We start from the raw sequence: 14,034 nt of genomic DNA on the forward strand, positions 1-14,034 counted from the left end.
TTACTCCGCCACCAGGTCGGCGACGACGGCGGTGATGTTGTCCGGGCCGCCGGCGTGCAGCGCCAGGTCGATCAACTTTCGGGCGCACTCGGCCCGGTCGGGGTACCCGGCGAGCACCTCGGTAAGCGTCTCCGGGCGGACCACGTTCGACAGCCCATCGCTGCACAGCAACCAACGATCACCAGCCCAGGGGATCATCGTCGCGTAGGCCGGGGAGACCTCCTCGCCCTGCAACGCCTGGGTCACGACGGCTCGGCGGGGGTGGCTACTCGCCTCGTCCGGGGTGATGACCCCCTGGTCAACGAGGAGCTGCACGAACGTGTCGTCCCGGGTGATCTGTTTGAGCACACCCTCGCGGAACAAGTACGCCCGGGAGTCACCGACGTGAGCCAACGCGAGGCAGCTGCCCGTTCGGGCAAGGAGCAGGGCGGTCAGCGTGGTGCCCATGCCCTGGCGCTCCGGCTCCTCGCTGACGGCCTGCCGGATTCGTGCGGTCCCCGCCCCAATGGCCCGCTGCAACGCGGCGACCAGCTCACCTTCCGGGGTCGCCACGTCGAGTGGAGCAATCGAACTGATCGCCATGGCGCTAGCAAGATCACCGGCGGCCATCCCACCCATGCCGTCGGCGACGGCGACGAGCCAGCTACCTGAGTACAGGGCGTCCTGGTTCCCACTCCGGATCAGCCCACGGTCGCTCATGCCGAACGAACGCAGCTTCAAGGTCATGGGAGGCAGCCTGCCAGGCGGAGGGGCGGTTGTCTCCAGGAGGCACCCCGACCCGGCGTGGCGCGGCGAATCTCACCGTTACCGAGCCCAACGATCACCTGGCCCGCGACGCCGCTCATCCGCCTCACTCGACGTATGCTGCCACCGACTCGGTGCGGCCGTCGCCACCAACCCACACGGTCTTGGTGTTGCAGAACTCGCGCATCCCCACCGCGGCCAGCTCGCGGCCATACCCAGAGTTCTTCACCCCGCCGAACGGCAGCTCCGGAAAGGACGTGGTCATACCGTTGACAAAGACGTTCCCCGCCTCCAGGTCAATGACGAACCGCTCCTGCTCCGCCGGATCCTCAGTCCAGGCGTTGGCACCGAGCCCAAACGCGGTGCCGTTGGCCACCTCGATCGCCTCGTCGTACGACGACACTCGGTACAGCCCGGCGACTGGCCCGAAAACTTCCTCGGCCCACATCCGCATCCGCGGGGTGAGATCGGCGACGACCGTGGGCGGGTAGTACCAGCCCTCCCCCGCCGGCAGCTCACCCCCGCAACGGAGGGTCGCACCCTGGTCAACGGCGTCGCGTACCTGGGCGGCGATCTCGGCGCGGCTCCCTTCGCTGACGAGTGGGCCCACGTCGGTGGCCTCCTCCATCGGGTCACCCACCCGCAGTGCGGACATCCGCGCGGCAAACCTCTCCGCGAAGGCGTCGAACACGTCGGTGTGCACGATGAAGCGCTTCGCAGCGATGCAGGACTGGCCGTTGTTTCGGCATCGGGAAGCGGTCGCCACCTCGGCGGCCCGGTCCAGGTCGGCCGAGGGCATCACCACGAACGGGTCGCTACCGCCGAGTTCCAACACAGTCTTCTTCAACTCACGACCGGCGATCTGGGCGATCGTGCGTCCCGTACGCTCGCTGCCGGTCACCGTCGCGGCACGAACCCGCGGATCGCGGAGAATGGCCTCCACCGCGTCGGAACCGACCAACAGCGTGCTGAACGCCCCCGGCGGAAAGCCGGCCCGGCGGAAGAGGTCCGCCAGGTAGAGAGCAGTCTGGGGGACGTTCGAGGCGTGCTTGAGCAGGCCGGTATTGCCGGCCATCAGCGCCGGCGCGGCGAAACGGAACACCTGCCAGAGCGGAAAATTCCAGGGCATCACCGCCAGGATCGGCCCGAGCGGCTGATACCGGACGAAGGCCCGAGCGGCACCGACGCTGGCCGCATCGGCGGGCTCGTCAGCGAGGAATGCCGGTGCCTTTGTCACGTAGAAACGGCAGGCATTGACGCAGCCGGCCACCTCGGCCTGAGCAGCGGCGTACGTCTTTCCCATCTCCGTTGTTATCAGTCGGGCCACGTCGTCGCGTTCGGCCTCCAATAGGGCGGCGGCCATGTTGAGCCAGTCACCGCGTTCCTCGACCGTCATGTCCCGCAGTTGCCGACACGCGTGGGAACTCCGGCTGATCGCCGCCTCCACCTGCTCGGACGAGATCGGCGCAAACGTCCTCAGCGTCTGGCCGGTGGCCGGGTTGGTGGTGGCGATGGGCATCGCGAACTCCTGTCACTCGAACAGCGAATGCCGGGTGCCCGGCTCCTCCCGGCGACGAGCGCTCCGTCGCCGCTGGATGATCACCAGGTCGACGACGGCTACCACGGCGAAGAGGACGCAGAACACCCCCAGCCAGACCACCCCCGCCCGAAACGCCAGCGCGCCGAGAACCACCATCGTGACCAGGCCGAAGCTAGCGAGCACGAGGCGAAGATTGAGCGCGCTGTAGGCATGACCGACGGTGCCACGGGCACGCCGGGGCTGCGATCTCGTCATCACCTGGACCTACCCGCCCAGGGATTCGTCTAACCAGGAGCACGCCCAGGCCAGGGCACGCCTCACCACCGACTGGAAACACGCCCAGGCCAGGGCACGCCTCACCGCCGACTAGGAACACGTCCTGGACAGGCGCCTCCCCACCGGCCAGGAGCATCTGCCGGCCGGTGTTATTCCGAGGCGTGCCGGCTGGCCGTGGTGAGTCGGCTCACCACCCAGGTTATTCGCGTTACACCGACGCACCGTACGCCAGTTGATCGGGGCTTCGGCGAGGAACATGGAGGCATGACCATGACGCCCTCGATCCCAGTGACCGTCTCAGTCGCCCGACGCACCGACCCTGCTCGAACCCAGGAGATGGTGGCGTGGATGCGCGCTGGTACGGCGTTGGCGGAGGCGTTTCCTGGCTTTCTCGGCGCCGGTTGGATCCGCAGCGCCCCCGGATCCGGCGAGTGGCACATGCTCTACCGGTTCGCCGACGACGAGACACTGCGCCGCTGGGAGGAGTCACCGCAGCGGCATTGGTGGCTGGCCTCGGCACAGGGCGTCGTCGAGCACACCCAGGTGGAACGCCGGACCGGGGTCGAGGGCTGGTTCTCCCGGCGGGGGCAGGTTGTCGAGCCGGTCAGCGGGGAGCCGACCGCTCCACCACCGTCGCCGCCGCGTTGGAAGCAGGCGATGACGATCTGGTTGGCGTTCTTCCCCCTCAGTCTGACCGCGACCCTGCTGACCGGCCGATTCATCCCGGACGTCCCGGTGCCGGCTCGCGTACTGATCATGACGCTGACGCTGACACCGCTGATGACGTACGTCGTATTGCCCCGGATCACTCAGGCGCTCGGCTGGTGGCTGCACGGCCGGCCTCCTGCCCGCGGCCCACGATGAGGACCAACCGCGGAAAGCGGTGACGACCGCGGACCGCGGTTCCCGCGGGCTGGCAGGAGCGGCGTAGCAATTCGGTGCTGCATATCCGACATTGCTCGACCAGCACCCCCACCAGACCCATAGGGTGCCGAGGCAATCACTTGCCGCTAGGCCGCTTGGGGAAGTCATGCCTCGACGCTGGGTCACCGCCGTCGTCTGTCTGCTCGCACTCGTCGCACTCGCCTGCGAGAACGGCGGAGCGACATCGCCCAGCAGCAGTCCAGGATCACCCGGCACCGAGGCCGGCGGAATCGCCGCCCTCGGCGATTCGATCAGCACTGGCTTCGGTTCCTGCCTGGTAGTGACGCCATGCGACCGCAACTCCTGGTCAACCGGGAACAGCCTCCGGGTGGAGAGCCACTACCGACGGCTACTCGACCAGGATCCAGTGATCCGCGGGCAGGCGTTCAACCACGCTCAAGCGGGAGCCCGGGCGTCCGCGCTCGCCGGCCAGGCGGAGCAGGCGACGCGGGACCAACCGGACCGGATCACCGTGCTCATCGGCGCGAACGACGTCTGTCACGGCGAGGTCGCGGAGATGACCCCGGTGGAGACGTTCCGGAATCAGGTGGACCGGGGGCTGCGGGTGCTGAGTGCGGAGCTGCCGCAGGCGCGGCTACTGGTCGTCAGCATTCCGGACCTGTACCGACTCTGGGAGGTGGGGCACACCAACGAACGGGCGGTACGGGCCTGGAGTCTGGGAATCTGCCCGGCTCTGCTCGGGAATCCGACCTCCACCGACCCGGCGGATCGTTCCCGGCGAGACGCCGTACGCGAACGAGTCGTTGCCTATAACGACCAGCTCGCCGCAGCCTGCCAGGCGTACGGCTCCCGCTGCCGCTACGACGAGGGCGCCGCCCACCGGCTCCGGTTCACGCTGGACCTGGTCAACACCTTTGACTGGTTCCATCCCAACCTCGCCGGCCAGGAGCGGCTCGCCGAGGTCACCTGGGAAGCCTGGGGACGCGACGCTTGAGTCGGTGCTTCTCCGCTCCACCACATCGGCAGCCCACCGCACTGTGCTGGCGATACAACGCCTGGGACCGCGTGGCGAGCTCCTTGGTTGCCGAGGAGTTTGCCCAGGTGCCCAGGATGATGGCGACTCCCGGGAGCACCTTCGCGACCACCCGCTTGGTGGCCCGGGCACCGGCCATCTGGGCCAGCCGGGCACCGAGGCGGAGCGTCACCTGGCCGAGCGGGGCTTGGCCGGCGCTGGAGCCAAAGAGCGCATCAGCGCGCTCCCGACCGTCAGCCACCCCGAGCGCGAGCCGTGCGCCCTGGGCGGTCTTGTGTACCTTCTGCAACACCAACAGGTCAACGGCGCGGTCGTGGTGCGTGGCGTCCAGCCCGTAGGCGGCTGCGACGTGCAACACCATCCGGGCCTGGGTCCAGGCGAGGAGACCCAGGTCGATCACCAGGCCGGGTAGGCCCGTCGCCCCGGAGGCCGCCTCGGGGAACCGGGCGTGGTTGACGAACCGGCGAACCGCCTGTTCGGCCAAGGCCTCGACCGGCACCGTCCCGGGCTGCTCGGCGCGGACCCGCCGCGCCCACTGAACCGCCTCCGGACCGAGCTGGCGCACCGCCGCAAGGGCGAGGTGCTCCGGCGCGTACTGCGGGTCCTCGCGCATCCGGTCCCACAGCCCGGCTGGCGGCCCCGCAACGGCCGGGGACGGCTCGGGTTTCTGCGGCGGGCGAACGTCGGACTGACCATCGGCGGGCGCGGCATCGGTCACGGTGGGCTCCCCGGGGTCTGCGGCTGGGCGGCCTGCTTGCCAGCTTCACGGCTGACTCGGAAACGGTCAACGATGGCGTTCGGGTCGCACGACACCCCGTCTGCTGCTGCATGACAGGCGCCGCCTCCGCCACCCCCGCTCGATGAGATGTCGTCCGCTGAGGGAACGGCGGAACACCCCGATCTGGTGGATGCGGCACCAAAGCACCCGTCCACTGTGCCGGACTGGTCGGCTAGCGTACGGCGGGTTGATGCCGGTCACCGGGCTCGACCCCCGTCGGCAGGGGCGCCCCCAGCACCGCAAACTGCCATCTGGCAGTCCCAGCCGGGACTGCGGACTCGGGACCTGGCCCGGGGGCCCGGCGGAATGCCACAGGGCTGCAGGTAGTTTCCCCAACCGGGTGCCGTCCGCGCACGACGGCCCGTAGCCACATCCAGGGAGGTCCGCACCGGTGCTCGACCCACACGAGCTTTACGAACTCACCGACGATCTGCCCGACCTCGGGCAGCCCGTCCTGATCCAGGCGCTCTCCGGCTTCGTTGACGCCGGTAACGCCACCCGGTTGGCTCGCGAGCAACTGCTCACCTCGCTCGACGCGCGGCCAGTGGCCCGGTTCGACCTGGACCAGCTCTTCGACTACCGCTCGCGCCGGCCAGTGATGACCTTCGTCGAGGATCACTGGGAGTCCTACGACGCCCCGGCCCTGGAGCTGCACCTGCTCCGGGATGACGCCGATACCCCGTTCCTGCTGCTCACCGGCCCCGAACCAGACCTGCAATGGGAACGTTTCGTCGCCGCCGTGGCCGGACTCTCCGCCCGACTGGACGTCCGGCTGACGGTCGGCCTCAACGCGATACCGATGGCGGTGCCACACACCCGCCGCACCGGCGTCACCGCCCACGCCACCCGGCGTGAACTCACCGCGGGCTACGAGCCGTGGCTGCAACGCGTACAGGTGCCCGGCAGCATTGGATACCTGCTCGAGTACCGCCTCGGCGAGCAGGGCCGCGACGCACTGGGCTTCGCCGCGCACGTGCCGCACTACGTCGCGCAGACCGAGTACCCTGCCGCGGCCGAGGTGCTGCTCACTTCCGTGTCACGCAGCACCGGGCTCCTCCTTCCCAGCGACAGCCTGCGCGCCGCGACCGAGGCGGTCCGGACGGAAATCGACCGGCAGGTCGCCCAGACCGAGGACGCCGCGGCACTGGTCCAGGCGCTGGAGGAGCAGTACGACGCCTTCACCCGTGGGCGCGGCCAGCCGAACCTGCTCAACACCGGGACCGAGGCCCTGCCGACGGCCGACGAGCTCGGTGCCGAGTTGGAACGCTTCCTGGCCGAGCAGACCCGCCCCAACGACAACCCGGGCGGCTGAGCTGGTCGTCGAGGTGGACGGGCCGCTCCGCCGACCGCAGGGATCCGCGCCGGAGCACTGAGCCGGGTCCCCGCGGTCCGGCGGGCCGCGGCGCGGGCGAGGTCGGAGAGCGGGCAAGGTCGGAGAGCGCGCGAGATCGGGGAGCGGCGCCGAGCGTCCTCCCCGACTATCCGTCGGTGACACGCCCCGGGCGGGCAGCGGGCCGGCGACAGATCGGGCAGGCTGGGAGACATGCGCTTGGCGACGTGGAACGTCAACTCCGTGAAGGCCCGCCTGCCCCGGCTGCTCGACTGGCTGGCGGACACGAAGCCGGATGTCGTCTGCCTCCAGGAGACCAAGTGCCCGGACGGCGCGTTCCCGGTCGCCGAAGTTGGTGCGCTTGGCTACGCGGTCGCCAGCCACAGTGACGGCCGATGGAACGGGGTCGCCATTCTGTCCCGGGTCGGCCTCACCGATGTCACCCTCGGCTTCCCCGGCGAGCCGGGCTTTCCCGATCCGGAAGCCCGTGCCCTCTCCGCTACCTGCGCCGGGCTACGGGTCTGGTCGGTCTACGTGCCCAACGGCCGCACCCTCGACGACCCGCACTACGGGTACAAGCTAACCTGGCTCGGCGCGCTCCGGGACACGCTGGAGGTCGAGCTGACCGGCAGCGCACCGCTGGTGGTGTGCGGCGACTTCAACGTGGCCCCTACGGACGCCGACGTGTGGGATCCGGCCCTGTTCACCGGCTCCACCCACGTCACGCCCGCCGAACGGGCGGCACTCGCGGCGCTACGCGATCTGGGCCTCGCCGACGTGGTCCCAACCCCGATGAAGGGCCCCCACCCTTTCACCTACTGGGACTACCGGGCCGGAATGTTCCATCAGAACAAGGGCATGCGGATCGACCTGGTGTACGCCTCTGCTCCGTTCGCCCGCGTGGTCCGGGCCGCGTACGTGGACCGGGAGGCCCGCAAGGGCAAGGGCCCCTCGGACCATGCTCCGATCGTCGTGGACGCCGACCTTGTCCCGGCAGTGGAGACGTTTTGAGTACCCTCCGGCGACAATTCACACCACACGCCGCGTTACCAACCAATCGCCGAGGGTAGGATTGACTTTAATTGGACCGTCGGGGATATTCCTAGTGACACGTTGGCACATCGGGACGGGAACGGTTAGACCTGGGGATTCCACCGACACCGCCCCCCACAATACGCCCAGAGATTCCCTACCTTAAAGGCGCAGACGAGGCCCCGACAATGATCAATCGAACCATAGAATTCGCCAAGCACCACAGCCCCAACCTAATGCGCCGCATGGCACGTAGAGCACAGCTCGAAGCCCACAACACAAGAAAGCGGCTCATCGTCCCGGTGGCCGACCGGTGCGAGTTCGACAACATCTACCACTGCACCGTACACAAGACGGGCAGCCAGTGGATCAAGGCCCTATTCAGCGACTCCACCGTCTACCGTCACTCCGGGCTCCTCCCTTACGACCCGCGCTTCTATAAGCGACGCAAGCTACCCGTCATTCCAGCCGGCCGCGCCGGTCTAGCATTGTTTCACTCTTATCCCCAATTCGATAAAATTGCAAAGCCCGGCACCTATCGCGCGTTCTTTGTAATTCGCGACCCACGCGACATCGTTATTTCAAGCTACTTTTCGCTGCGCAACTCGCACGCACCAATGGGCGATATCCTCCAGGTGCGGAAAACTTTACGGGAAATCCCGATGAAGGAAGGGATACTCCACGTCATCAAACGCCACTCCAAGCAAAACCTCTTCGCCCGGCTTCGGTCCTGGGCGCTCGCCCCGAGCTCCGAGACCTTCCGCCTGTTCCGCTACGAAGACCTGACCGGTGAGCGGCAGCTGGAGGAGGTGGACCAGCTGATGCGGCACTGCGGGATCGCCCTGCCCTCCGCCGAGTTGGAGCCCCTGTTGTCCCGCTACAGCTTCACCAAGATGCGGAAGGACCGGGAGAGCGCTGGGAAGATCTCCCACTACCGAAAGGGCAAAGCCGGCGACTGGCGCAACCACTTCGATGACGAGGTCTACGAGGCTTTCACGGCGGCGACCGGAAACCTCGTTGAGGTTCTCGGCTACCCGGCCCGCGACGCGGTCTCCTGACCGAGGTCACCGGACCGGGCTCAGGTCATCGCGACGCGTCTCCTGACCGAGGTCCGGGCTCAGGTCATCGTGGCGAAGGCGATGACGTTGTCGGCGTAGCCGGTGCGGCCCCCCACCCAGGCTCCACCGCAGGTGATCAGGCGAAGCCCGGCCGGCCCGGAATCGCCGTACACGCGTTCGGCAGGGAGCTGATCCTTGGGGAATCGTTCCACCGAGTCGACCCGGAATCCCACGACCGAGCCGTCGGCCCGGGTCACCTCGATCGGGTCGCCGGGGCGCAGCCGGTGCAGGTCAACGAAGACCGACGGACCAGCCCTGGTGTCGACGTGACCGACGATGACCGCCGGCCCCGGATCGCCGGGGACCGGCCCCCGGTCGTACCAGCCGGTCTCGTGAGCCCGCTCCAGCGGCGGGACCGCGATCGAGCCATCCCGAGCCTGCCCCACGGGCGCGATCGGCGCGGCGACACCGATCGCGGGTACGGCGAGGCGAACCGGAGGGCTGGTGGCCGGTTCCGGTCCGGCGCCCCCGGCGGGGCGGGCAACGTCTGCCGCGCTCGCCCACTCCAGCGGGCCGGTGGTCCGGCCCAGTCCGGCGCCGGTGGCGAAGACCCCCACCAGCACCAGAAGCACGGCGAGCGGTACGACCCACGGGCTACGACGGCCCGCCGGTCGGCGGGACGCGCGGGCGGCACGGGCCCTGGTCATCGGCGGGCAGCCCCACGGAGCCGGCGGAGGGACACCAGCCACACCACCAGACCGGCCACGGTCAGCGCGCCCCCAACCGGCAGCAACAGCCCATCGAAGAAGTGGCCGGCAGACCCGCCGAACCCGGTGGCCGGACCGCGACTGGGCGTGACCGATTTGACAACCTGGAGCATCGTTGACGCGGTCTCACCGCCGCGGCACTCCAGCTTGACCCGGTAGCTGCCGGGCAGGGTTCGTTCCCGCACCATCGCCGTCGCGGTCAACAGCCCGTTGTCCGGCTTCACCTGCACGCGGCCGAAGGCGTCGGACCAGACGACCGCCGGGATGGAGTTGTCCCGGCAACTCGCCCGGATCCCGACCAGGTAGCCGGCTTTCACCGTGCTCGGATTCACCTCAACGAAGACGGTCGACGGCTTCGGTTCCTCGGGCTGCATGGGCGCGGCAACAGGGTGGACCGCACCCTCGGCGGTCGACTCCGCAATGCGGGTGGACCAGGCCGAGGCGGCTCCAGCAGCAGCCGGTCCGGCCGACACCATCTGGGCTGACGCTGGCCCAGCCGTCGCGGTTGCGGCCCCGACGGCGAGCAGCGGACCGACGACCGCGACCGCGATCGTCGCCACCAGGCCCCCGCGGGTCACCTTCACCACTGCCCCCTCCCGACCCGGCTGGGCGGCACGCACGCCCGGCCTGTCGCACGGGGAATCCCGACATCCCCGTCGCACATCACATCCGATCCGGCGCGGTCCTCGCGTACGCTCGGATCGCTGTGACCATCACCGACTCCCACCCCACCGCGCCCGCGCGGAGCATCCGGACATTTCACCCGCGACGCGGCCGGATGTCACCGCGCCAGACCAGCGCGCTGCAACAGCTGTGGCCGCGGTACGGCCTGACCGTCCCGGAGGTACCCGGCACGCCGGTGGAGCCGGCTGTCCTGTTCCCGCGCCGCGCGCCCCTGGTGTTGGAGATCGGTTCTGGGATGGGCGACGCCACCGTGGCGATGGCCTCCGCCGATCCGGACCGAGACTATCTGGCGGTCGAGGTGCATACGCCGGGAATCGCCAACCTCCTCGACCTGGTGGAGCGGCGCTCTCTGAGCAATGTTCGGATCGCCGAGGGCGACGCACTGGACCTGGTCAGCGCCCTGCCCGCCGGCTCACTCGACGCGGTGCACGTCTTCTTCCCGGACCCGTGGCCGAAGGTCCGGCACCACAAACGGCGTATCATCCAGCCCGATCACGTCGCCCTGCTGCGCTCCCGGTTGACAGCCGGTGGCACGCTGCACTGCGCGACCGACTGGGCCGAGTACGCCACAGCGATGCGGCGGACCCTGGACGCCGATCCGGGGCTGGTGAACCCGCACGACGGGTTCGCCCCCCGCCCCGAGCACCGCCCGGTGACGAAGTTCGAACGCCGCGCCCTGACCGCCGGTCGCCCGGTCGCTGACCTGATCTATCACCGCTGCTGAGGCCCCCGCGGGGCACCGAGGACCGGCCCGGTTGGCGCGGGCGGTGATGGTCGGGGCACCATGGACCCCGCCATGACACTTACCGCCGCGCTGCCGGCCAGCGCCGACCCCGACACCCTGTACGACGCGTTCGCCGGTTGGGCATCCGAGCGCGGCCTCGATCTCTATCCGCATCAGGAGGAGGCGGTCATCGAGATCGTCTCCGGTGCGAACGTGATCATGAATACGCCGACCGGATCCGGCAAGAGCCTGGTCGCGATGGCAGCGCACTTCGCCGCACTCGCCGATGATCGGACGACCTTCTACACGGCCCCGATCAAGGCCCTGGTGTCGGAGAAGTTCTTCGCGCTCTGCGAGGTGTTCGGGGCCGACAACGTCGGGATGCTCACCGGCGACGCCAGCGTCAACCCGGACGCGCCGGTCATCTGCTGCACCGCGGAGATCCTGGCCAACCTCGCGCTACGCGAAGGAACCCGCGCGGACGTCGGCCAAGTGATCATGGACGAGTTCCACTTCTACAGCGAGCCGGACCGGGGCTGGGCGTGGCAGGTGCCGCTGATCGAGCTGCCGCAGGCGCAGTTCATCCTGATGTCCGCCACGCTTGGCGACACCACCCGGTTCGTGGCCGACCTCACCCGGCGCACCGGACGCCCGACCGCCGTCGTCCAGACCGCTGAACGACCGGTCCCCCTCCTCTTCTCGTACGCGACGACGCCGATGCACGAGACCCTTGAGGAGCTACTGGAGACCCGCGAAGCCCCGGTGTACGTCGTACACTTCACCCAGGCGGCGGCCCTGGAGCGCGCCCAGGCACTGATGAGCGTCAACGTCTGCACCCGGGCCGAGAAGGACACCATCGCCACCGCGATCGGCAACTTCCGCTTCACCTCCGGCTTCGGCAAGACCCTATCCCGGCTGGTCCGGCACGGCATCGGCGTGCACCACGCCGGGATGCTGCCCAAGTACCGCCGCCTGGTGGAGACGCTGGCCCAGGCCGGGCTCCTCAAGGTCATCTGCGGCACGGACACCCTCGGGGTCGGCATCAACGTACCGATCCGCACCGTGCTCTTCACCGGGCTGTCGAAGTACGACGGAACCCGGACCCGGCTCCTCAAGGCCCGTGAGTTCCACCAGATCGCCGGCCGCGCCGGACGGGCCGGCTTCGACACCCTCGGCCGGGTCGTGGTGCAGGCACCGGAGCACGTCATCGAGAACGAGAAGGCCCTGGCGAAGGCCGGCGACGATCCGAAGAAGCGCCGAAAGGTCGTCCGGAAGAAGCCGCCGGAGGGGTCGATCGGCTGGGGCAAACCCACCTTCGAACGCCTGGTCGAGGCCGACCCGGAGCCCCTGGCCTCCAGCTTCCAGGTCAGCCACTCCATGCTGCTCAACGTCATCGGCCGCCCCGGCGACGCGTTCGCGGCGATGCGACACCTGCTCACCGACAACCACGAGGACCGCGCCGCCCAGCGCCGGCACATCCGCCGCGCCATCGCCATCTACCGGGCGCTGCGGGCCGGTGGCGTCGTCGAGGAGCTACCCGAGCCGGACGAGTCCGGCCGACGGGCCCGACTCACCGTCGACCTCCAGCTCGACTTCGCCCTCAACCAGCCGCTGTCGCCCCTCGCCCTCGCCACCATCGAACTCCTCGACCGCGAGTCCCCGGCCTACGCCCTGGACGTGCTCAGCGTGATCGAGTCGATCCTCGACGACCCGCGCCAGGTGCTCTCCGCGCAGCAGTTCAAGGCCCGCGGTGAGGCCGTCGCCGCGATGAAGGCCGAAGGCATCGAGTACGAGGCCCGCCTCGAACTACTCGACGAGGTCACCTGGCCCAAGCCCCTCGCCGAACTGCTGGACAACGCCTACGAGATGTACCGCCAGGGGCACCCCTGGGTGGCCGACCACCAGCTCTCCCCCAAGTCCGTCGTCCGGGACATGTACGAGCGGGCGATGACCTTCGGCGAATTCGTCCAGTTCTACGGGTTGACCCGGTCCGAGGGCCTCGTCCTGCGGTACCTCGCCGACGCGTACAAGACGCTCCGGCACACCGTGCCCGAGGACGCCAAGACCGAGGAACTGGTCGACCTCATCGAGTGGCTGGGCGAACTCGTCCGCCAGGTCGACTCCAGCCTGATCGACGAGTGGGAGCGGCTGCGCAACCCCTCTGACGTCGACGAGGTCGCCGTCGCCCTGGACGACCAGCCAACGGCGATTACCCGCAACACCCGGGCCTTCCGGGTGCTGGTCCGCAACGCCCTGTTCCGTCGGGTGGAGCTGGCCGCCCTGCACCGCTGGGACGAACTGGGTGAGCTGGACAGCGCCGCCGGCTGGGACGCCGCCGCCTGGGAAGACGCCCTGGAACCGTACTTCGAGGAGTACCCGGAGATCGGCATCGGGCCGAACGCCCGCGGGCCGGCGCTGCTGCTGATCGAGCAGGGCAGCGCGACCTGGACCGTACGCCAAATCCTGGACGACCCCGAAGGTGACCACGACTGGGGAATCAGCGCCGAGGTGGACCTCGCGGCCTCCGACGAGGCGGGCGCGGCGGTCATCCGGATCACCGCGGTCGGGCAGCTCGGCGCCTAGCGCCCGGCCGAGCTCAGCAGTCGCCATCCGGGTGGAAGCCGGTGCGTTCGCCGCCCGCGGGCTCGTCATCGCGGCGTCGCCAGGACTGACGGGCGGCGAAGCCCTCCCGTCGGAGCCAGTGCTCGGTGTAGACGATCCGGTCCGCCTCGATCACCACCAGGGTGTCCCGTGGCGGTTCGGCGAGCGACCGGCCCCGTTCGGCGTGCTCGTTCTCCCACCGGAACGCCGCCCAGTAGGGCTCGCGGTCGGGGTGCTCGGGTGGCAGCACCCGAGCCTCGCCGAAGAGCTGCGCGCCACGGCTGCTGGCCAGCCCGACCAGCGGGGCGAAGACACCCACCGAGACCCGCGGGTCCGCGGCGATGTTGCGCAGCTTCGGCGACCGCGGCGCGGCGGTGAACATCACCGCAAAATCGAGCGGGTAGTAGCGCACCGGGGTGGCCAGCGGCCCGTCGGGCCCGACCGTGGCCAGCACGCACATGTTCTGCGACGAGAGCAGGTTGCGGATCCGCTCCGCAAGCCGGTCCCGCGGCAGCCGCCGCGTCGGCGCGGGCTCCGCAAGCCACGGGTTCGTCAAGGGCATCGCTGCATTCCCCCATCATG

Annotated in this window: 14 protein-coding genes; 7 read left to right on the forward strand and 7 right to left on the reverse strand. The window is 69.4% G+C overall.

Going from position 1 to position 14,034, the window contains the following annotated elements:
- The 3 genes from B116_RS0118675 to B116_RS0118685 all read right to left on the reverse strand — a co-directional run bounded on the left by B116_RS0118675 (position 1) and on the right by B116_RS0118685 (position 2,539).
- Positions 1–726 (reverse strand): PP2C family protein-serine/threonine phosphatase, encoded by a 726-nt coding sequence (locus B116_RS0118675; protein ID WP_027660940.1) that lies wholly within the window; start codon positions 724–726, stop codon positions 1–3.
- Positions 727–850: 124 nt separating this feature from the next.
- Positions 851–2,263, reverse strand: coding sequence for an NADP-dependent succinic semialdehyde dehydrogenase (locus B116_RS0118680; protein WP_027660941.1), 1,413 nt, complete (start codon positions 2,261–2,263; stop codon positions 851–853).
- A 12-nt stretch (positions 2,264–2,275) separates the two neighbouring features.
- Complete coding sequence (locus B116_RS0118685) at positions 2,276–2,539, reverse strand: DUF6343 family protein (protein ID WP_018720916.1); 264 nt, start codon at positions 2,537–2,539, stop codon at positions 2,276–2,278.
- A gap of 285 nt (positions 2,540–2,824) precedes the next feature.
- Between B116_RS0118685 and B116_RS0118690 the strand changes: the two genes are divergently transcribed.
- Both B116_RS0118690 and B116_RS0118695 read left to right on the forward strand, forming a co-directional pair.
- Positions 2,825–3,424 carry an antibiotic biosynthesis monooxygenase gene (locus B116_RS0118690; RefSeq protein ID WP_018720915.1) on the forward strand — a complete coding sequence of 200 codons (600 nt, stop codon included), beginning with the start codon at positions 2,825–2,827 and terminating at the stop codon, positions 3,422–3,424.
- Between the two features lie 166 nt (positions 3,425–3,590).
- Complete coding sequence (locus B116_RS0118695) at positions 3,591–4,439, forward strand: SGNH/GDSL hydrolase family protein (RefSeq protein ID WP_027660942.1); 849 nt, start codon at positions 3,591–3,593, stop codon at positions 4,437–4,439.
- On the opposite strand, the gene B116_RS0118700 is transcribed toward B116_RS0118695, so the two are convergent.
- The gene (locus tag B116_RS0118700; protein ID WP_033667727.1) at positions 4,408–5,196 is read right to left on the reverse strand and encodes an EcsC family protein; all 789 of its coding nucleotides are present in this window, start codon (positions 5,194–5,196) and stop codon (positions 4,408–4,410) included. The two genes, B116_RS0118695 and B116_RS0118700, sit on opposite strands and share 32 nt — an antisense overlap.
- Positions 5,197–5,647: 451 nt before the next feature.
- Here B116_RS0118700 and B116_RS0118705 point away from each other — a divergent pair, with 451 nt between their 5' ends.
- The 3 genes from B116_RS0118705 to B116_RS0118715 all read left to right on the forward strand — a co-directional run bounded on the left by B116_RS0118705 (position 5,648) and on the right by B116_RS0118715 (position 8,676).
- On the forward strand, positions 5,648–6,568 hold the full coding sequence (locus B116_RS0118705) for a proteasome assembly chaperone family protein (protein ID WP_018720912.1): 921 nt from the start codon (positions 5,648–5,650) through the stop codon (positions 6,566–6,568).
- Between the two features lie 231 nt (positions 6,569–6,799).
- Positions 6,800–7,597, forward strand: coding sequence for an exodeoxyribonuclease III (locus B116_RS0118710; RefSeq protein WP_027660944.1), 798 nt, complete (start codon positions 6,800–6,802; stop codon positions 7,595–7,597).
- Between the two features lie 209 nt (positions 7,598–7,806).
- A complete protein-coding gene (locus tag B116_RS0118715) occupies positions 7,807–8,676 on the forward strand; it encodes a sulfotransferase domain-containing protein (RefSeq protein WP_027660945.1) in 870 nt (289 codons plus the stop codon).
- 59 nt (positions 8,677–8,735) lie between these two features.
- On the opposite strand, the gene B116_RS0118720 is transcribed toward B116_RS0118715, so the two are convergent.
- Both B116_RS0118720 and B116_RS0118725 read right to left on the reverse strand, forming a co-directional pair.
- Positions 8,736–9,383, reverse strand: a complete 648-nt coding sequence (locus B116_RS0118720) for a class F sortase (protein ID WP_027660946.1) — start codon at positions 9,381–9,383, stop codon at positions 8,736–8,738.
- Positions 9,380–10,030, reverse strand: coding sequence for a hypothetical protein (locus B116_RS0118725; RefSeq protein WP_027660947.1), 651 nt, complete (start codon positions 10,028–10,030; stop codon positions 9,380–9,382). Before B116_RS0118725 ends, B116_RS0118720 begins: the two co-directional genes overlap by 4 nt.
- Positions 10,031–10,149: 119 nt before the next feature.
- On the opposite strand from B116_RS0118725, the gene trmB reads away from it, so the two are divergent.
- Both trmB and B116_RS0118735 read left to right on the forward strand, forming a co-directional pair.
- The gene (gene trmB / locus B116_RS0118730; protein ID WP_026321462.1) at positions 10,150–10,851 is read left to right on the forward strand and encodes a tRNA (guanosine(46)-N7)-methyltransferase TrmB; all 702 of its coding nucleotides are present in this window, start codon (positions 10,150–10,152) and stop codon (positions 10,849–10,851) included.
- Between the two features lie 72 nt (positions 10,852–10,923).
- On the forward strand, positions 10,924–13,434 hold the full coding sequence (locus B116_RS0118735) for a DEAD/DEAH box helicase (RefSeq protein WP_027660948.1): 2,511 nt from the start codon (positions 10,924–10,926) through the stop codon (positions 13,432–13,434).
- A gap of 13 nt (positions 13,435–13,447) precedes the next feature.
- Here B116_RS0118735 and B116_RS0118740 read toward each other — a convergent pair whose 3' ends face one another.
- Positions 13,448–14,014 (reverse strand): pyridoxamine 5'-phosphate oxidase family protein, encoded by a 567-nt coding sequence (locus B116_RS0118740; RefSeq protein ID WP_018720905.1) that lies wholly within the window; start codon positions 14,012–14,014, stop codon positions 13,448–13,450.
- Positions 14,015–14,034: the final 20 nt, after the last annotated feature.

The organism is Salinispora fenicalii, from assembly GCF_000514815.1.
Lineage (GTDB): Bacteria > Actinomycetota > Actinomycetes > Mycobacteriales > Micromonosporaceae > Micromonospora > Micromonospora fenicalii.